The organism is Ferdinandcohnia sp. QZ13, from assembly GCF_031324165.1.
GTDB lineage: Bacteria > Bacillota > Bacilli > Bacillales > Bacillaceae_L > Ferdinandcohnia.
Genome location: NZ_JAVIVW010000015.1, coordinates 1778224 through 1796782, shown reverse-complemented (window position 1 = coordinate 1796782; position 18559 = coordinate 1778224). Strand labels below are relative to the sequence as shown.

Here is an 18559-nt window from a genome sequence, read left to right as displayed (position 1 = left end):
TATGACCGGGGGACTCGTCATGCTTCAGGAAATGCATGAAAACCTCCCACCATCTGAAAAGAAAATAGCTCTATATATATTGGGAAATCCGCAGGAAACGATCACACTAACGGCCAGTGAACTTGGAAAAAGAAGCTCAACAAGCAGTGCCGCTGTTATTCGACTTTGTAAATCACTTGATTTAAAAGGATTTCAGGATTTGAAGCTGCGCATTGCAGGAGACCTGCAAAAGAAAAAAGCAACTGGCTTCCGCGATATTGAGCCGAATGAGTCAACATTGTCTATTATTGAAAAAATGACTGACAATAGCGTTCAAACCCTAAGGGAAACAGCAGAGTTGCTAAACAATGAGGAGCTTGAGCGAGCGGTAGAAGTCCTGAAAAGTGCTGGGACGATTCACTTTTTCGGTGTAGGCGCATCAAGCATCATTGCCCAGGATGCTCAACAGAAGTTTTTGCGAATTAACAAAAAAGCAACAGCATTTCCAGATGTACATATGGCGGCAACTTTGGTTGCGAATGCTGGTGAAAATGACGCTGTTGTTGGAATTTCTTTTTCAGGTGAAACGTTTGAGGTTGCAAAAATCCTTGAGCTTGCGAATAAAAAGGGTGCCCGTACAATCAGCTTAACGAAATATGGTTCTTCGCTTGTAACTGAACAGGCAGATATTCGTCTGTACACTTCAGCTACCAGGGAACCAACATTCCGAAGTGGTGCCACTTCATCTAGAATCGCTCAGCTTCACGTGATCGATATTCTTTTTATGAGTGTCGCTTCTCAGGCGTACGACCAAACAGTAAGACATTTAGATGAAACACGAGAAATGATCAATATCTTGCATGACCCAATAAAATGAGACCAGAGATGGTCTCTTTTTGTTGGTCGAAAATGTGGGGGGAGGGGCGTCAATCTCCTAGAAAAAGGTAATTAGTAGCACTCCTGAGGGGTTGGAGAGTATTCAGACTCCTAGGAAAAGGAAATTGGTAGCGCTCTAGGTGGCTTGAAGAGTAGTCAGTTTCCTAGAAAAATCCAATTGGTGGCACTCCAATAGGCTTTATGCTATCTTATTTTACTTTTTATTCCAAAAGCAATGTCATATCATTCATTTAAGTAAAGGGTTTTTCCTGAAATACCCAATAGTGTATACATAACGGACTTTTATATCATGGGTGGTTCCATAAATATCCAAAGGTCATAACCTATCACACTTTTACACCACCTGTTTTTCTAATATTATACAATCACCTCCCGTATCATACTTTTATATGACGCCATTTCCCTAAAAATTCCAAAACCCCATCCTTATCATGCTTATATACCTCAACATTTCCTTAAATCCTCCAAATGCACACTCAAATAATACCCGTCTCAGAAACATAAAACTGACCTTTTGTATCACAATTTCAAAACTAACAAATAATATAATAATGATTAGAAAAAGTGTCCACTGGGTATAAACATTTGATGAATAATGTGGTAAAGTATAAAGTATAAATGTTGATATAAAAGGGTTTGTAAAAATAGATTTGTGTTTTTGGAGAGTACACTTGTGTTTTACAAACATACAAAAGGAGGATATTCCATGTCGAATGTGTTGGACTCATTTTTGCATGAAAATCTGGAGGATTTAAAGAAGAAAGGTCTTTATAATGTGATTGACCCTCTTCAAGGTGCAAACGGACCTATCATCAAAATCAATGGGAAGGAACTGATTAACCTTTCCTCAAACAACTACTTAGGCTTAGCTACGGATGAGCGCTTAAAAGAGGTAGCGAAGGAAGCAATTGATACGTATGGGGTTGGTGCAGGTGCGGTTCGGACCATTAACGGAACACTTGACCTTCATCTAAAACTAGAAGAAAAGCTTGCTGAGTTTAAGCACACGGAAGCAGCTATTTCATATCAATCTGGATTTAATTGTAATATGGCTGCGATTTCAGCTGTTATGGATAAAAATGATGCAATCCTTTCTGATGAACTCAATCACGCGTCAATCATCGATGGATGCCGTCTTTCAAAAGCAAAAATCATCCGTTTTAACCACTCTGACATGGATGATTTACGCAAAAAAGCAAAAGAGGCAACTGAATCTGGTTTATATAACAAAGTTATGGTCATCACTGATGGTGTTTTCTCCATGGATGGTGATATTGCAAAACTACCTGAAATCGTACAAATCGCTGAGGAATTTGACCTTATTACATATGTAGACGATGCCCACGGTTCAGGAGTATTAGGAAAAGGTGCGGGTACGGTTAAGCATTTTGGTCTTTCCGACAAAGTTGATTTCCAAATTGGAACTCTTTCAAAAGCCATTGGTGTTGTTGGTGGGTATGTAGCGGGTAAAAAGGAGTTAATTGACTGGTTGAAGGTTCGAAGCAGACCCTTCCTATTTTCTACAGCTGTGACACCTGCTGATGCTACTGCTGCAACAAAAGCTATCGAAATTTTAATGGGCAGTACAGAACTCCACGACAAACTATGGGATAATGCCAACTACTTCAAACAGCAATTAAAGGAACGCGGCTTTGATATTGGTCACAGTGAAACTCCAATCACACCAGTTATTGTTGGTGAAGAAGTGAAAACACAGGAATTTAGTAAGAGATTAATTGAGGAAGGCGTCTATGCAAAATCAATCGTATTCCCAACTGTCCCACAAGGTACGGGAAGGGTGCGTAATATGCCGACTGCGGCACATACAAAGGAAATGCTCGATCAAGCAGTAGCCATCTACGAAAAAGTTGGTAAGGAAATGAACATTATCTAAGTCGACAAACTCGGGGGAATGAATCATGGAGAAAATTATTGTTACCGGAGCCCTGGGCCAGATTGGGTCAGAGCTTGTCACGAAGCTTCGCAAAGTGTATGGTGCTGATAATGTTGTTGCGACAGATATTCGAAAAACAGATTGTGAGGTTGTTCAATCTGGTCCATTTGAGCTTTTAGATGTAACAGATGGAAAAGCGATGTATGACATTACGAGAAAATACGATGCTGATACGTTAATTCACTTAGCTGCATTGCTGTCTGCAACGGCAGAAGCAAAGCCGCTGTTAGCATGGAATTTAAACATGGGCGGACTCGTCAATGCATTAGAGGTTGCTCGTGAGTTGCGTTGCCAATTTTTCACGCCAAGTTCAATCGGTGCTTTTGGTCCATCTACACCAAAGGATGGAACCCCGCAGGATACGATTCAGCGTCCCACGACAATGTACGGTGTAAACAAGGTTTCAGGTGAATTGCTATGTGATTATTACAATCATAAGTTTGGCGTAGATACGAGAGGTTTGCGTTTTCCAGGACTCATCTCATATGTGACCCCACCTGGTGGCGGTACAACGGACTATGCAGTAGAAATTTATTATGAAGCTCTGAAAAACAAAAGCTATACTTCTTATATTGCGGAAGGAACATATATGGATATGATGTATATGCCAGATGCGCTTCAAGCCATCATTGATTTGATGGAAGCTGATGAGTGCAAGCTGAAGCATCGAAATGCCTTTAATGTAACGGCTATGAGCTTTGCGCCAGAGGAAATTGCGGCAGAAATTAAAAAGCATATTCCGAAGTTTGAGATGACATACGAGGTAGACCCAGTTCGCCAAGCCATCGCTGAAAGCTGGCCAAATTCAATTAATGCCACAGCGGCAAAAGAAGAATGGGGCTTTAAGGCAAGGTACAATCTTGAAACAATGACAAAGGATATGCTTGATCAATTAAGTATGAAGATTGTAAAAAGCGCAGGATGAATAAATGAGGAGTATGGAGAAATTCATACTCCTTTTTTGATGGGAAAAGAAGGGTATTCAATGTGCCGTACGGAATAATTACGGGTAGAGGAGGTCATATCATGGAATTTTATAAATTTGATAAAAGTAGCGGTAAACAAATTCCACAGTTTGATTCTGATTTCGTTATGTCTCGTATTATTCAAACCAGTAAACCTGCCCACATTGGTTGTATGCATCTTGGGGAAAAGGGGATTGTCGGGTACCACCAAGCTACAGTGCCACAACTGCTTTTAATAGTTAGTGGTGTAGGATATGTCCGAAATGAAAAAGATGAGTATGTGAAAGTTTTGCCTGGTGATGCCGTATTTTGGGAGAAGGATGAATGGCACGAAACGAAAACAGATACCGGATTAACTGCGATTGTCATTGAAAGTGAAGAACTGATGCCGTCATTGTTCATGCCGGTAAAGAAGCTTTGACAATACGGATAAGTGATAAGGGAGAAATTTATGGGAGAGCAAGAAAGAATAAAGATTTTTGATGATCATAAGAACCTAATCGGTGTAGCTTCTCGGAGTGATGTACATAGAATTGGATACTGGCATGAAGTTTTTCATTGTTGGTTTATTCGTAACGAAGAGGGAATCGATTATATCTATTTACAGCTTCGAAGTAAAAATAAAAAGGACTATCCTAATCTATTAGATATTACTGCTGCTGGACATTTGTTAGCTGATGAAACAGTAGAGGATGGAGTAAGAGAAATTAAAGAAGAACTTGGGATAGATGTTGCTTTTGAGAAGTTAATAAAATTAGGTGTAGTTGATTATTCTGTTGTGCAAGAAGATTTTATCGATAAAGAATTAGCAAACGTTTTTTTATATAAGAGCACAAATGACCTTGATGACTTCACTCTTCAAGTGGAAGAGGTTTCTGGAATAGTGAAAGCTACATTTTTTGATTTTTCTCAACTTTGGTTTGGTGCAGTAGATGAAATCGAAATCAGTGGATTTGAAATAAAGGATGATGGGAAAAAGAAAAAAATTAACAAAAAAGTGAATAGGGATAGATTCGTTCCACATCAAGTTTCTTTTTATAGAGAAGTTATTCGAAAAATACACGAACACGTATGAAAATCTTCAGTTATTGGTGCAAGGGTATTTAGGTAGCATTTTAGAATGTAACTGGGGAAAAGTGAGGGATAGGCATTTCATCATACCTTTTGAGGAATAAATAAAACCAAAGCAAAAAGAGATGACCACCCAAAAAGGTAGTTACCTCTTAATTGTTAAAAATATCATTTTTTATTCGATAATCCTAAAATTAACTCTTTATAGATTTCAAAGAATGCAAAGTAGTAATCTTTATAGACATATTCATCTGTTTTGTGTGCCATTTTTGTTTGGCCTGGACCAAACATCATGAAAGGGAAGTTTTCATCTTTACCTCTTAATAGGTTTGATGCATCTGTCACCCCAGGCGAACCTTTAACCGAAATTTCTAATCCTAAATGTTTTTTACCGAGTTTTTTAGCGAAATCTACCATTTTAGATTGTCCTGAAGTGAAGACACTCGGTAGTGACATTGTTACTTCAACACCAATATCAGAGCCTTTTTCATTGTATTTTTTAGCTGTTGTGTGGAAGATGTCAATCACTTCATCGTTATTAAATTCTGGGATAGTACGCACGTTTATTTCAGCAACAGCTTTTGCAGGAACTGAGTTTACTTGGTTCCCTGCATTAAAAATAGTTGTACTCATAACCAACTTATCTAGAACTTCATTTTTCCGATCATCGCCATTCAATTTTTCGTCTACTTCTAAAAGATATTCCATTAATGGATTAATTGCATTATACCCTTGGTCAGGCATAGAACTGTGTGCTGCTTCACCAATAGACGTTACACGCAAGTTAAGTGATCCTTTGTGGGAGTAAATAATCGTGTCATGAGAAGGTTCAGCTACCCATAGGTAATCTACATCATCCATATAGCCTTCTTCAAATAATTTTTTTGAACCTGCGCCACCGACTTCTTCACCAGTGGTTGCCATAAAACGGACAGTGCCATTTTTTAGATCATTATTCTCTTTGAGTTCAATCATCACTAAAGCAAGGTTTATTAAACCTGCTTTCATGTCATTTGTTCCTCGTCCGTATAATTTTCCGTCTCTTACTGTCAATGTGAACGGATCTGAAGTCCACTCGCTTTCATCACCAGGAGAAACGACATCCATATGACCAGAAACACCGATGACTGGACTCCCGCTTCCAACTTCAGCCACTAAGTTAACACGAGTGTCTGTAACGGGAACGATTTTAGATTCAATGCCGTATTCTGCAAATAAATCTTTCAAGTAATTTGCCACTTCGATTTCGTTTTCATTAATCGACTTGATCGCAATGATGTCAGATAAAATTTTTATCTTTTCCTCTTCTGTAAAAAGTTTAATATGAATCCCTCCATCATTTTCTCTATCTTAATTAGAATACAATTTTATTTTACCCGAAGACTTCATTGAAAATATCGAAATTGCTTTTCATCTGAGAGTGCAAGCGGTATGTCAATTAAACAAAGACTTTTAGCCTGTATCATTGATTACTAAGTAATCTGATACAGGCTTTGTCTAACAGTAGAAAATGGTGTTAATCGCGCATTGCACCAGCTTCGCGGGAGGTTATGTCACCTTGTCCTTGACTGACATCCTTTTGGATTTCTTGTTTTACTTTCTGTGGATTGGTTCCAGCAACATCTGTCTGCATATTACTTTTTTTAGGTTGTTTTTGTGGCATTCGAATCCTCCTAAATTTGATTTACTAGGCTTAGTATTTACATAAAGTGATTATAAATTCGAGAATTCGTTAAAGGAGAGTCTTCTCATTAAGATCAATTAAAGCGAGTGCATTAATACTCAGATAGCGATCCTGGTTATGCGTAAATGCTAATGTACGAGGTAGGGCATTCCTTTTCGTGAGGAATGTTTATTTTCATAAAAAATCAATAATACTTTATTGCAAAACGATAAATTTTATATTAGAATCAATATGTAAATGATTTAATGAGGTGTTTTTTTATGAAACGAGGGTCAACGCTCTTTTTAAAGGTAGCTTTATTGATAATAGGAATCCTAGTTCTAGTTGTGTTTATATTTGGGTTGTTTTCGCTAGTCGATAATCCGGTAAATCCAGATGATGCCTATATACTTTATCCGATTGTAATAGGTATATATGTATCTGGGATCCCGTTTTTCGTAGCATTGTATCAGGCTTATAAACTTATAAGCTATATTGATAAGAACCATGCCTTCTCAGGGTTGTCTGTCACGGCTTTAAAGAAAATCAAGTTCTGTGCGATGACATTTAGTGGATTATATGTTGTAATCTGGCCATTTCTTTTTCCCATTGCAAAGCTAGAAGATGCACCAGGTCTCGTCGTGATCGGTATAGTCCCTATCTTTGCATCAATGGTTGTTGCCATTTTTGCTGCTGTGCTCCAACGGCTATTACAAGAAGCAATTAATATTAAATCAGAAAACGATTTAACGGTCTGAGGTGAAAATGATGGCGATTATAATTCATCTTGATGTGATGTTAGCTAATAGGAAAATGAGCGTCACAGAACTTTCGCAAGAGGTTGGAATAGCAATTGCTAACCTTTCTATATTAAAAAATGGTAAGGCAAAGGCGATTCGATTTTCGACTTTAGAAGGGATCTGTAAGGCATTAAAAAATGTCAGCCTGGAGATATTTTAGAATTCCGGAGTGAGGAATGAATACCTGTCCCTATAACCATCTACAAAAAAGGAGGCACAATTGATGAGAGCTTTAAGTCAGCTTGTACGTTTTGGATGGGAGCAAGCCTTATCCTGTTTGTTTCCTGTTGTTATTTTTGCTTCATTGGCGATTACTCAAGTAATCTCACTCCCCTTCTTACCTAGGTACGACTGGCTACTTATCATTTGTCTCTTCATGCAGTGGGTGATGGTGCGCTCTGGGCTTGAAACACGTGATGAACTAAAGGTTATTACCATGTTCCATCTTATTGGTCTAGCGCTTGAAATCTTCAAGACACATATGGGGTCATGGTCCTATCCAGAGGAAGGGATATTTAAAATTTTTGGAGTGCCTTTGTATAGCGGATTCATGTATGCAAGTGTAGCAAGTTATCTTTGCCAGGCGTGGAGGAGGCTTAAGGTGGACCTAGTAAAGTGGCCACCGTTTTTGATAGTGGTACCTCTCGCAGCGGCGATCTATTTAAATTTTTTTACCCATCACTTTTGGGTGGACGTCCGTTGGTGGTTATCTGCTCTTGTGATTATTGTTTTTTGGAAATCATGGGTTACATACGAGGTTGGTGGAACTCGCTACCGTATGCCACTCGTACTATCGTTTGTGCTCATTGGATTTTTTATATGGATAGCTGAAAATATTGCGACATTTTTTGGTGCGTGGCAATATCCAAACCAAACTGAAGCATGGAGTCTCGTTCATCTCGGAAAGGTAAGTTCGTGGCTTTTACTAGTGATTGTTAGCTTTCTAATCGTAGCGACGTTAAAACTCGTTAAGGGGAAAAACTCTACAAGGGTTGTTACGGGTCAAACTGTTGGTCGAGGGTGAATGTGAAACATATGATTACAGATGGACATTTAATGGAGATTAAGAAAAAGTATGAGGAGCTAGGTGTTCGAAATGAAATTTATCTCTTTACTACTAATAGTATTTCAATCCGTTATTTTAATACTATGGGTTAAGAATTCGAGTTATTTATTTTCTAAAATAGGAATAATCATTTGGGTCATTTCAATTTTTATTGGTTTTATCTTGATTAAGATGATGAATAAAAAAAGTAGTATAATAAGAAATTTAATGATACTATCCAATTGGTTTATGTTGTTTTTAGTTTTCATTACGATATGTATTCATTTCATTACGAGTTCAATGCCATAGATTTATTTTCGTATATGTCCCTCTAGCTCACAAGTTAATTACGCATAGTACTAGTCCAATCGTGGATGTTATGTAAAAATAGGGTGAAACTAATTTTCAAGCACATCAGAGGGAGCGATAATATGATTGAGGGTTTAAAACGGATTAATGAGTTAGCGAAGAAAGCACGTGAAGAAGGACTAACGCCCGCGGAAAAAGTGGAACAACAAGTACTACGTGAAGATTATCTGCGTGAAATCCGAGGTCAAGTAACTCATACTTTCTCATCATTAAAGGTGCTTGATCCACTTGGAAATGATGTGACACCTGAAAAAGTGAAGAAATTAAAATCTGACGAATAAGACAAATACAATTTTATACGTAATCAAAAAGCTAGGGGCCGAGCATCCCTAGCTTTCTTCATGTACCTTAATTCATTTCAACCTGTACGTTTTCCTTCTTCATCTTAATGGCAAAATACCCAATTGTAATCGCCATGAAAGCAACCATATAGGTTAAGAGAATCAAGTTGTTATGCCACATGTAGGCAAAGTCACCACTTGATATAACCGCCTTAAACGACTGAACCGAATACGTCATTGGTAACAGTGCGTTAATTGGTTGAAGTGCATTTGGAATTAATTCAAGTGGGAAGGTTCCAGCACTTGTTGTTAATTGTAAAATTAAGATCACAATCGCAATAAAGCGACCAGGGTCACCCATCATCGTAACAAGCATTTGAATTAAGGTTAAAAAGACAAAGCTTGTGATCAATGAAGTAATAAAGAATAATGGAATGCTAGCGACCTCAATTTTTAATCCTTCTAGTAAAATGAAATCAACTAGAATTGCCTGGATGACGCCGACAATTGCCAACACACCAAATTTGCTAAAGAACCAACGAAATGCATTTTTCGGTTGAATAACAGGTTCTTTAAGCTTAAACACAATTGACATGAGCAATGCACCAACAAATAAACCGAGTGAGATGAAATAAGGTGCAAAGCCGGTTCCATAGTTAGGGACTGTGTTAATTTCTTGTTTTTTGACGGTAACAGGTTCACCCATCATGTCATATGTTTCGTCATTCGCTTCAACAGAATTTGCTTGTTCAGCACCTTCTGCTAGTTTCCCTGCAAGTTCGGCTGACCCATCAGCTAGTTGAACCGTACCTTCTTTTAATTCCTTCGATCCTTCTGCAAGCTGTCCGGCACCATTTTGTAGTTGGCCAGCCCCGTTTGTTAACTGACCCATACCGGCTGTTAAATCTTGGGCGCCATTTTGAAGTGCGACCGAACCGTTGTATAATTTGTCAATTCCTTGTTGTAGGCTGACTTGACCTTCATTAACCTGTTGTAGCCCTGCTAGTAATCGGTTAAAGGAAGGAGCAGTTTGAGAGGCTAATTTGTTTTTTAAGCCTGCTGTTGCTGTACCGAATTGTTGGTGTAAACCAGTTTTGAATTGACTAAAACCTTGATCTAATCCATTAGACACTCCAGCTGTTATGCTTGGTTTAAGCTGTTCGATTAATTGTTGTTTAAGTTGTTCTTGGAGTTCGTCTCTCGTTGGCTGTCCTTGTGCCATTTGGGCGATAAAAGCAGAGGCATGTGCCTCATCCATAATTTGATTTTCAATAAGTGCAGCTTTTAGTTGCCCCATTTGTTGCGTTTGAGATGCAATCATTTGATCTGCCAAACTTTTCGACAGCTTATCTGCAATCCCATTTGTAAGCTGTGTGGGAAGACCAGTGCTAAGCTTTGTTTCTAACTCATCAAGACCAACATCTACCTGACCAACACTTTCGTTAAGTTGAGCGGTTATGCCTTCAGCAATTTGCTCTGGAAGTTCGTCCTTCATAAGGGCAACCCCGTCTTGGACTTGGTTTGTTCCATTTACTAAAGAAGGAAGTTTTTCATTCACTTCGCGAAGCCCAGCTTTTACTTGGTCCGTTCCAGCTGCAAGATCGCTTGCACCTGACGACGCTTTTTGGACCCCATCTGTGAATTCAATTGATTTTGAGGCTAATACGGCTACATTTTCTTCCAGCGTTTTTGAACCGTCATTAACCTTCGCGACACCTTCAGCCAGCTGTTTAGATCCGTCACTTGCTTGAGTTAATCCGTCTGCTAAGTCCTGAACCTTGTCAAACATCGTTTCAGCGTAAGTGGCTGTTACGTTTTTTGAGATTTCAGTCTTTATTTTTTCGATCGCTGTTTCTCCAATCTGTGAAGATAAAAAGTTTGTGCTTTCGTTTGGCACATATTTAAGCTCTAATTTTTGTGGATGGCTATCTAACAAAGTAGTTGCATTCGATGAAAAATCTTCAGGAATCTCAACTAGTAAATAATAGTCCCTGTTTTCAAGTCCTTTATATCCATCTTCCTTAGACACAATATGAAAATTAAAATTGTTGTTATCCGAAAGCTTATCGGTCAGCTCTTTTCCAAGCTGTAATTCGTTTCCTTCGAAATTAGCTCCTGCATCCTCATTTACAATCGCTACCGGTAAATCCTCCATATGGTCGTATGGATCCCAAAATGCCCAAAGGAACATTCCGGCATATAAAACCGGTACAAAAGTGACTGCCAAGATAGGAATAAGGATATTTCGATTGGAAAGGATGCTTTTTAATTCAGCAAAAAAGGATGATCCCTTCATATAAAATCCCTCCTAAATAAATAATTGACTATTTTGTTCAAATGGTCATTTTTAACCAAATAAGATGGGTACTCAATTTGAGGACCCTTGATATATGGCTATTTTTCCAATCCGTTGAAGAAATACAGCTTAAATAAATTTGAGATTTCTTCTTTTTCTAGTGGCTCGTGATTTCGTTCCCAATCAAAAATTAACGAAACATAAAGCTTTAACATGACAAAAGCGGTAATTTCAGGGTTGCAAGGCTTAATCTCATCACGGTCAATGGCCTCTTGAATAATGCCTTTCATATAGTTGATGATGGCTTGCTCGACGCGTTGAACGACTTCAACAACAGCTTGCGTTCCAATATCTCTTTCTTCCTGAAATAGCTTGATTGTTAGCTGGTGAGACTTACGAAATTCTAGCAATCGAAAGAGCACACGGTGCGCATTTTCATAAAAGGTACTATTTTTGTCCATCGCTTCTTCGGCTACAACCTTCATGTCCCGTATTAGAGTACTGATGATTTCATCGAATAATTCCTCTTTGTTTTTAAAAAAGGTATAAATCGTGCCTTTTCCAACATTCGCGAGCTTAGCAACTTGGTCCATTGTCGTCGCTTTGTATCCGAATATAGAGAATGACTTTGTAGCAGCTTCAATGATAAGTTGTCTTCTATCAATTGCCACCTTCGTTCACCCCATTTTTAGTAATGTGACCAAATGAGGAATTTGGTCATTTGATTGACAACGAACAATATATCACATCAAAAACAGCATTGCAAGTATCCATTTATTGTTCACGTTAATAATAGTTTTAATAGAAAAAATGAAAACGATTAAACTTTTTTGTTGAAATTCTATTTTGCTCATGCTAATATAAATCTTGTAAAGGGAATGCAACCGTTTGCGCAAAGTTGCGCAAATGTGATATAACATGTTAAGTATAGTAGTATCAAGGTTTTTTGAGTGTAAAATATGGTGTTGTCGTTTTGTGTATGATTCACAAAGTTGACAAAACATCTAAATTCATGCAAACGATTTCCTAAATTTGTGCAACGGTTCCTTCCTTTCAAAAATGAACATATGGGGGTTTTACCATGAAGGCAAAGAAAATTATCCCTACATTAATGGCACTATTAATTTTAATAAGTGTTGCACTTGTAGGATGTTCTTCAAAAGAAGAAGGCTCAAGCAAAAGTGAAAGCGGTTCAACAACTAAAGTTGATATCTTCCAATTCAAAGTAGAATTCAAGGATCAATTTGAAGCTGTTGCAAAACAATACGAGGAATCACATGATGGAGTTAAAATCAACATCACAACTGTTGGTGGTGGTGAAGATTACGGTGCAGCACTTCGTTCAAAATTTGCTTCAGGAGAAGAGCCAACAATCTATAATATTGGTGGACCTCAAGACGTTGCAGACTGGGCGGACAGCCTAGCAGACCTTTCTGACACTGCTGCTGCTGATGCTGCATTAGAAGGAACTCTTGAAGGTGTTTCTCAAGACGGTAAAGTATTGGGACTTCCATTTAACCAAGAAGGATATGGATTGATTTACAATACTGCAGTTTTCGAAAAAGCTGGAATTAATCCAGATGAAATTACAACATTTGCTGCTTTAGAAGAGGCAGTTAAAACATTAGACAGCAAGAAAGATGAATTAGGTTTAGATGCAGTGTTTGCCCTACCAGGTAAAGAAAAATGGGTAACAGGCTTACATTTATCAAACGCATTCTTATCTCCTGAATTCGAAGGAAATGTATTAGGAACTTTTGATTCTAAGTCTGTAGAATTTGAATATAGCGATGCATTTAAGAAAGTATTAGATTTACAAAATGAGTATTCTGTTCAACCAACAGTAAGCTTAGACTATGCAATGCAAGTAGAAGAGTTATTCTCTACTGGTCGTGTAGCAATGATTCAACAAGGTAACTGGGTATATGGTTCAATCGCTGGTATTGATGAAGAACTTGCAAACAACGGTGTAAGTATTCTACCAATTCCTGTTGAAGGCTACAAAGAAGATTCAATCCCAGTTGGTATCCCAATGTACTGGGCTGTAAACAGTAACAAAGATGATGCAGAAGTTAAGGCAGCAAAAGACTTCTTAGATTGGTTATACACTTCTGAAGAAGGAAAAACAGCTGTATTAGAAGACTTTAAATTCATTCCTGCATATGAAGGATTTGACGCTTCAAAAGTTTCTGATCCACTTGGAAAAGCAGTTTATGAGTATTCAACAGAAGGAAAAACAATTCCTTGGGTATTCATGGGCTACCCAACTGGTTGGGGAGAGCAACAGCTTGGTGTAAATATTCAAAAATACATCAGTGGCGAAATGAGTTGGGATGACCTTGTGAAGGAATCTCAAAAAGCTTGGGAAGATTCAAGAAAATAAGATTTTACAATCGAAAACAAGGCAGCACAACGTTGCTTTGTTTTCTTTTTAACAAAACGTTGACTCATTAAATGTTTCGGGATTTCGAGCAAATGGAGGAATTATATTATGCGAAACCGGAATCTATGGTATTGGTTATTTTTAGCACCAACGCTATTGGCGCTTGCAGTTGTTGTAATCGTACCATTAATTTTTGGAACTTATTACTCTTTTACAAACTGGAATGGAATTAAGATTACCGAGTTTGTCGGACTTGAACACTATCAAAAGCTAATTCAGGATAAAGAATTCATTGATTCCCTATGGTTTACTGTGAAATTCTCAGTTGTTTCCATCTTCCTAATTAACTTTTTCGGACTATCTTTAGCTTTGCTTGTTACACAAAAGCTTAAAACCAATAATATTTTACGTACTATCTTTTTCATGCCTAACTTAATTGGTGGACTCATCCTCGGATTTATTTGGCAATTTATTTTCATGAAGGTATTTGCGAGTATTGGAGATTTAACCGGTATTGCAGCGTTCAAAGGCTGGTTATCTACGGATACAACTGGTTTTTGGGCATTGGTTATTCTCATGAGTTGGCAAATGTCAGGTTATATCATGATCATCTATATTTCTTACCTAGAAAGTGTTCCACAGGAATTACTAGAAGCAGCAGAAATCGATGGAGCAAGCAGTTTCCAACGTTTTAAAAATATCACGTTCCCTCTTGTTGCACCAGCGTTTACGGTTAGTTTGTTCTTAACGTTATCAAATACGTTTAAGCTTTATGACCAAAACCTAAGTTTAACAGGCGGTGGTCCATATAACTCAACTCAAATGGTAGCAATGGAAATTTTTAAAACAGCGTTCTCAGTCAACCAATACGCATACGGACAGGCAAAAGCGATTATTTTCTTCTTGATCGTAGCAGCTATTTCATTAACACAGGTTTACATTAATAAGAAACGGGAGGTCGAAATGTAATGAAAAGTAAAAAAAGAAATCTATACTTGCTTGAAATACTAGGCATTGTTCTTGGCCTCATTTGGCTCTCCCCTTTCTATTTAATGATCGTAAACTCATTTAAAACAAAACGTGAAATTTTTACAGATACATTAAAACTACCGGATGTTTTTACATTTGATAACTATGTTCAAGCATTTGAAGAACTTGATTTTATCCGCACCTTCTTTAACTCTGTGCTGATCACGGTATTAGGTGTTGCGGTGATTGTTCTTTTTTCATCAATGGCAGCATATGCGTTAAACCGTCGTAAAGGAAAAATTAGCGGTCTGATTTTCTTCCTGTTTATCGCGGCCATGCTAATTCCATTCCAATCAGTCATGATTCCATTAGTATCACTGTTTGGTAAATTTGATTTATTAAATCGATTTGGCATTATTTTCATGTATCTTGGTTTTGGTAGTAGTTTATCGATTTTCTTATATCATGGTTCCCTTCAAGGAATTTCAAAATCATTGGATGAAGCCGCTACTATTGACGGCGCAAACCGATGGCAAATTTTCTGGCACATCATTTTCCCGATGTTAAAGCCAATTTCAGTAACGGTAGCCATTTTAAATATCATTTGGATTTGGAATGACTATTTATTACCATCCCTTGTGATTAACCAAGAAGGAATGCATACAATTCCGTTGAAGATGTTCTTCTTCTTTGGTCAATATACAAAACAATGGCATTTAGCCCTTGCAGGTTTAACAATAGCGATTATTCCGGTGATTCTTGTGTATTTCTTCATGCAAAAACACATTATCAAGGGAATTGCAGAAGGCTCTGTAAAGTAAAATTGGATAATCAAGGGGACTCCCCCTTTTTTTAAATAAAGATAATATAGTTTAAATATTTTAAATGAGTTTATCTATGTCTAGCTCCAGGCGCCATCGGCTCTATGGTCATAAGCCAATCGCTTCGGAAGGTGAAAAACACCTTCTGTTAGCGCTCGTCTTATGCTTGGACTTGCACAGGACAAGGAAGGCTTCGACAGTATAATCATCGCACGAAGAAAATGCATCGCATTTTCGAGGAAGTGCTGACATCGACGTTCGCCACAGGACGTGGCGGTAGTTAGTCGATGTTCCGCTAACAAGGCGCCTTGCGCTTTTCTGATATGGAGGGTATGTATGGCTATTACGATTAAAGATGTCGCAAAAGAGGCAAATGTATCGCCATCCACTGTTTCAAGGGTCATTGCGGATAACCCTCGAATAAGTGAAGAAACGAAAATACGCGTACGAGAAGCGATGGAAAAACTCGGGTATCATCCCAATTTTACAGCGCGTAGTTTAGCCGTGAAAAGCACGGCAACAATTGGGGTTGTGATGCCATTCTCAGCATCCCATGTGCTCCAAGACCCCTTCTTTCCGGAAGTCATTAGAGGAATCAGTGTTCAAGCCCGCGAGCATAAGTACGGATTGTACCTTTCGACAGCTGGAACTGAGGAAGAAATCTTTGAGGAAGTTGTGGGGATGGTTCAAGGTCGCCGTGTGGATGGCTTAATTCTCCTTTATTCTCGGACGGATGACCGAGTCATTAATTATCTACAGAAAATTGATTTTCCTTTTACAGTCATTGGTCGTCCAGTGCTTGGAGCAGAACGTATTATCCATGTTGACAACGACAATATTTATATTACAAAAGTTGTAACGGAATATCTGATTGGATTGGGACATACGAAAATTGCGTTTATTGGTTTTGATGGCGACTTCGTGTTTATGCTAGACCGCCTCGAGGGCTATAAACAAGCTCTAAGTGAGTCTGGGATTCCTTTTAATGAGGACTATATCGTTCATAAACGTGCACTAAGCAAAGGGAAAGAGGCAATTAAGTCTTTTTTAAGGTCTGTTGATTCCCCTTCTGCATTGGTTTGTACAGATGATTTTATCGCAATCGAGTTGATGAGTCATTTTGAGGAAATGAATATTCGAGTGCCAGAAGATGTTTCAATTGCAAGCTTCAACAATGTGTTACTTGCACAATATTCAAAGCCTCCCCTCACTTCAGTGGATATTGATATTTTTCAGCTAGGAATGCAAAGTGCAAGTTGTTTACTTGAAAAAATAAAAGATCCGAATGTCCTACCGAAACGGATTACAATACCGGCCAGGTTAATTGAACGAAAGTCGTGTGCACGGATTAAGTAGAAAGTGGGGAATAGGAAATGGGAAACAAAGCATGGTGGAAAGAAAGTGTTGTTTATCAAATCTACCCAAGAAGCTTTAACGATACAAATGGTGACGGAATTGGGGATTTAAAGGGAATAACGGAAAAGCTTGATTACTTAAAGGATCTCGGCGTTGATGTTATCTGGCTCTCCCCTGTCTACGATTCTCCAAATGATGACAACGGATATGACATTAGTAACTATCGCGAAATCATGAAGGAATTTGGTACGATGGCCGATTGGGATGAATTGCTTTCACAAATGCATGAACGCGGGATGAAGCTAATGATGGACTTAGTTGTCAATCATTCCTCTGATGAACATGAATGGTTCCAACAGTCACGGAAGTTCAAGGATAACCCTTACCGGGATTACTATATTTGGCGTCCTGGTAAAGACGGAAAGGAACCGAATAATTGGGAGTCTGTCTTTAGTGGTTCAGCATGGGAATATGATGAACAAACCGATGAATACTTTTTACACCTATTTAGTAAAAAACAACCTGATTTGAATTGGGAGAATCCAAATGTTCGTCAGGAAGTCTATGACCTGATGACGTTCTGGCTTGAAAAAGGAATTGATGGTTTCCGTATGGATGTGATCAATTTTATTTCAAAGGTACCTGGATTGCCAGATGGTGAGCTTCAAGAAGGAAAAAAATATGCTTCCGGTGCACCGTATTATATGAATGGACCACGCATTCATGAGTTTTTACAAGAAATGAATCAACAGGTTTTATCGAAATATGACATTATGACTGTTGGTGAAATGCCGGGTGTTACGGTCGATGAGGCGAAAGCTTACACAGGAGCAGACCGGAATGAGCTCAACATGGTCTTCCAATTCGAGCATATGGATTTAGACTCAGGCCCAACTGAAAAATGGGATGTACGTCCATTGAATTTACTAGATTTAAAGCAAAATATTACGAAATGGCAAAAGGGGCTTGAAGGTTCTGGCTGGAACAGCTTGTATTTAAACAATCATGATCAGCCTAGAATGGTGTCCAGGTTTGCAGATGATGGTGAATATTGGGCAGAGTCAGCGAAAATGCTCGGAACATTTTTGCATATGTTGCAGGGAACCCCATATATATATCAAGGTGAAGAAATTGGGATGACCAATGTTCAGTTCGATTCGATTGACGATTACAAGGATATCGAAACCCTTAATATGTATAAGGAAAAAGTAGAGGTTGGTGTAAAACCGGAACAGATTATGCAGTCAATCTACGCAAAAGGAAGAGACAACGCGCGTACACCGATGCAGTGGGATGACAGTGAGAATGCTGGGTTTACAACAGGAACACCTTGGCTATCTCTGAATCCGAATTATCGTGAAATTAATGCAGCAAAACAGGTTGGCGATCCAAATTCTATTTATACCTATTATCAAACATTGATTAAGCTACGAAAACAGCATGAGATTATGGTGTATGGCAGCTATGATTTGCTGTTACCGGAGCATCCAACGATCTACGCGTATACTAGAATACTAGACAATGAAAAATTACTTGTAGTATCGAATTTTTCAAAAAAGAAATCATTATTTGAGCTACCAGAAGATTGTAGCTACAAAACACAAGAATTATTGATTAGCAATTATGAAGTAGACCGAAATGAATCAATTGAAAAAATAGAATTAAAGCCTTACGAGGCAAGAGTGTATCGGTTAACGATCTGAGTAGAAA

18 protein-coding genes and 1 pseudogene are annotated in these 18559 nt (G+C 38.3%); 15 read left to right on the top strand and 4 right to left on the bottom strand.

Translation table 11 applies throughout. The features are described from left to right. The first annotated feature begins 19 nt into the window (after positions 1-19). From RGU12_RS22750 to RGU12_RS22730, 5 genes are all read left to right on the top strand, one after another. Entirely contained in the window at positions 20-856 is an 837-nt protein-coding gene (locus RGU12_RS22750) for a MurR/RpiR family transcriptional regulator (protein ID WP_309538086.1), read from the top strand. A gap of 726 nt (positions 857-1582) precedes the next feature. After that, positions 1583-2770 (top strand): glycine C-acetyltransferase, encoded by a 1188-nt coding sequence (locus tag RGU12_RS22745; RefSeq protein WP_309538085.1) that lies wholly within the window; start codon positions 1583-1585, stop codon positions 2768-2770. A gap of 25 nt (positions 2771-2795) precedes the next feature. Then, complete coding sequence (locus tag RGU12_RS22740) at positions 2796-3755, top strand: L-threonine 3-dehydrogenase (RefSeq protein WP_309538084.1); 960 nt, start codon at positions 2796-2798, stop codon at positions 3753-3755. 101 nt (positions 3756-3856) lie between these two features. After that, complete coding sequence (locus tag RGU12_RS22735) at positions 3857-4216, top strand: cupin (RefSeq protein ID WP_309538083.1); 360 nt, start codon at positions 3857-3859, stop codon at positions 4214-4216. Between the two features lie 30 nt (positions 4217-4246). Continuing rightward, entirely contained in the window at positions 4247-4870 is a 624-nt protein-coding gene (locus tag RGU12_RS22730) for an NUDIX hydrolase (protein WP_309538082.1), read from the top strand. 164 nt (positions 4871-5034) lie between these two features. Here the strand turns inward: RGU12_RS22730 and RGU12_RS22725 are convergent, their stop codons facing one another. Both RGU12_RS22725 and RGU12_RS22720 read right to left on the bottom strand, forming a co-directional pair. Then, the gene (locus RGU12_RS22725) at positions 5035-6189 is read right to left on the bottom strand and encodes an ArgE/DapE family deacylase (RefSeq protein WP_309538317.1); all 1155 of its coding nucleotides are present in this window, start codon (positions 6187-6189) and stop codon (positions 5035-5037) included. Positions 6190-6382: 193 nt separating this feature from the next. Further along, positions 6383-6529, bottom strand: a complete 147-nt coding sequence (locus tag RGU12_RS22720) for a hypothetical protein (protein ID WP_189655195.1) — start codon at positions 6527-6529, stop codon at positions 6383-6385. A gap of 281 nt (positions 6530-6810) precedes the next feature. Here RGU12_RS22720 and RGU12_RS22715 point away from each other — a divergent pair, with 281 nt between their 5' ends. The 5 genes and pseudogenes from RGU12_RS22715 (at position 6811) to RGU12_RS22695 (ending at position 9024) form a co-directional block, all read left to right on the top strand. Next, positions 6811-7287 (top strand): DUF2975 domain-containing protein, encoded by a 477-nt coding sequence (locus RGU12_RS22715; protein ID WP_309538081.1) that lies wholly within the window; start codon positions 6811-6813, stop codon positions 7285-7287. A gap of 10 nt (positions 7288-7297) precedes the next feature. Then, positions 7298-7509 (top strand): annotated as a pseudogene (locus tag RGU12_RS22710) (helix-turn-helix domain-containing protein). Positions 7510-7552: 43 nt separating this feature from the next. Beyond that, complete coding sequence (locus tag RGU12_RS22705) at positions 7553-8353, top strand: DUF817 domain-containing protein (protein ID WP_309538080.1); 801 nt, start codon at positions 7553-7555, stop codon at positions 8351-8353. 2 nt (positions 8354-8355) lie between these two features. After that, entirely contained in the window at positions 8356-8487 is a 132-nt protein-coding gene (locus RGU12_RS22700) for a hypothetical protein (protein WP_309538079.1), read from the top strand. A 318-nt stretch (positions 8488-8805) separates the two neighbouring features. Continuing rightward, a complete protein-coding gene (locus tag RGU12_RS22695; RefSeq protein ID WP_116351905.1) occupies positions 8806-9024 on the top strand; it encodes a DUF896 domain-containing protein in 219 nt (72 codons plus the stop codon). Positions 9025-9091: 67 nt separating this feature from the next. Here the strand turns inward: RGU12_RS22695 and RGU12_RS22690 are convergent, their stop codons facing one another. Together RGU12_RS22690 and RGU12_RS22685 are read right to left on the bottom strand one after the other, a co-directional pair. After that, positions 9092-11320, bottom strand: coding sequence for a YhgE/Pip family protein (locus RGU12_RS22690; RefSeq protein ID WP_309538077.1), 2229 nt, complete (start codon positions 11318-11320; stop codon positions 9092-9094). Between the two features lie 98 nt (positions 11321-11418). After that, a complete protein-coding gene (locus RGU12_RS22685; RefSeq protein WP_309538076.1) occupies positions 11419-11991 on the bottom strand; it encodes a TetR/AcrR family transcriptional regulator in 573 nt (190 codons plus the stop codon). 410 nt (positions 11992-12401) lie between these two features. On the opposite strand from RGU12_RS22685, the gene RGU12_RS22680 reads away from it, so the two are divergent. From RGU12_RS22680 to RGU12_RS22660, 5 genes are all read left to right on the top strand, one after another. After that, on the top strand, positions 12402-13703 hold the full coding sequence (locus RGU12_RS22680) for an ABC transporter substrate-binding protein (protein ID WP_309538075.1): 1302 nt from the start codon (positions 12402-12404) through the stop codon (positions 13701-13703). Between the two features lie 108 nt (positions 13704-13811). Further along, complete coding sequence (locus tag RGU12_RS22675; protein WP_309538074.1) at positions 13812-14672, top strand: carbohydrate ABC transporter permease; 861 nt, start codon at positions 13812-13814, stop codon at positions 14670-14672. Beyond that, positions 14672-15493, top strand: a complete 822-nt coding sequence (locus RGU12_RS22670) for a carbohydrate ABC transporter permease (protein WP_116351909.1) — start codon at positions 14672-14674, stop codon at positions 15491-15493. The genes RGU12_RS22675 and RGU12_RS22670 overlap by 1 nt, the downstream gene beginning before the upstream one ends. Positions 15494-15829: 336 nt before the next feature. Next, entirely contained in the window at positions 15830-16849 is a 1020-nt protein-coding gene (locus RGU12_RS22665) for a LacI family DNA-binding transcriptional regulator (protein ID WP_309538073.1), read from the top strand. A gap of 17 nt (positions 16850-16866) precedes the next feature. Beyond that, complete coding sequence (locus RGU12_RS22660; RefSeq protein WP_309538072.1) at positions 16867-18552, top strand: glycoside hydrolase family 13 protein; 1686 nt, start codon at positions 16867-16869, stop codon at positions 18550-18552. Positions 18553-18559: the final 7 nt, after the last annotated feature.

Coding starts and splice junctions, on each gene's coding strand:
- RGU12_RS22690 (WP_309538077.1), bottom strand. CDS start 11,320: ATGAAGGGATCATCCTTTTTTGCTGAATTAAAAAGCATCCTTTCCAAT.
- RGU12_RS22665 (WP_309538073.1), top strand. CDS start 15,830: ATGGCTATTACGATTAAAGATGTCGCAAAAGAGGCAAATGTATCGCCA.
- RGU12_RS22750 (WP_309538086.1), top strand. CDS start 20: ATGCTTCAGGAAATGCATGAAAACCTCCCACCATCTGAAAAGAAAATA.
- RGU12_RS22740 (WP_309538084.1), top strand. CDS start 2,796: ATGGAGAAAATTATTGTTACCGGAGCCCTGGGCCAGATTGGGTCAGAG.
- RGU12_RS22715 (WP_309538081.1), top strand. CDS start 6,811: ATGAAACGAGGGTCAACGCTCTTTTTAAAGGTAGCTTTATTGATAATA.
- RGU12_RS22695 (WP_116351905.1), top strand. CDS start 8,806: ATGATTGAGGGTTTAAAACGGATTAATGAGTTAGCGAAGAAAGCACGT.
- RGU12_RS22745 (WP_309538085.1), top strand. CDS start 1,583: ATGTCGAATGTGTTGGACTCATTTTTGCATGAAAATCTGGAGGATTTA.
- RGU12_RS22660 (WP_309538072.1), top strand. CDS start 16,867: ATGGGAAACAAAGCATGGTGGAAAGAAAGTGTTGTTTATCAAATCTAC.
- RGU12_RS22675 (WP_309538074.1), top strand. CDS start 13,812: ATGCGAAACCGGAATCTATGGTATTGGTTATTTTTAGCACCAACGCTA.
- RGU12_RS22735 (WP_309538083.1), top strand. CDS start 3,857: ATGGAATTTTATAAATTTGATAAAAGTAGCGGTAAACAAATTCCACAG.
- RGU12_RS22680 (WP_309538075.1), top strand. CDS start 12,402: ATGAAGGCAAAGAAAATTATCCCTACATTAATGGCACTATTAATTTTA.
- RGU12_RS22705 (WP_309538080.1), top strand. CDS start 7,553: ATGAGAGCTTTAAGTCAGCTTGTACGTTTTGGATGGGAGCAAGCCTTA.
- RGU12_RS22730 (WP_309538082.1), top strand. CDS start 4,247: ATGGGAGAGCAAGAAAGAATAAAGATTTTTGATGATCATAAGAACCTA.
- RGU12_RS22670 (WP_116351909.1), top strand. CDS start 14,672: ATGAAAAGTAAAAAAAGAAATCTATACTTGCTTGAAATACTAGGCATT.
- RGU12_RS22720 (WP_189655195.1), bottom strand. CDS start 6,529: ATGCCACAAAAACAACCTAAAAAAAGTAATATGCAGACAGATGTTGCT.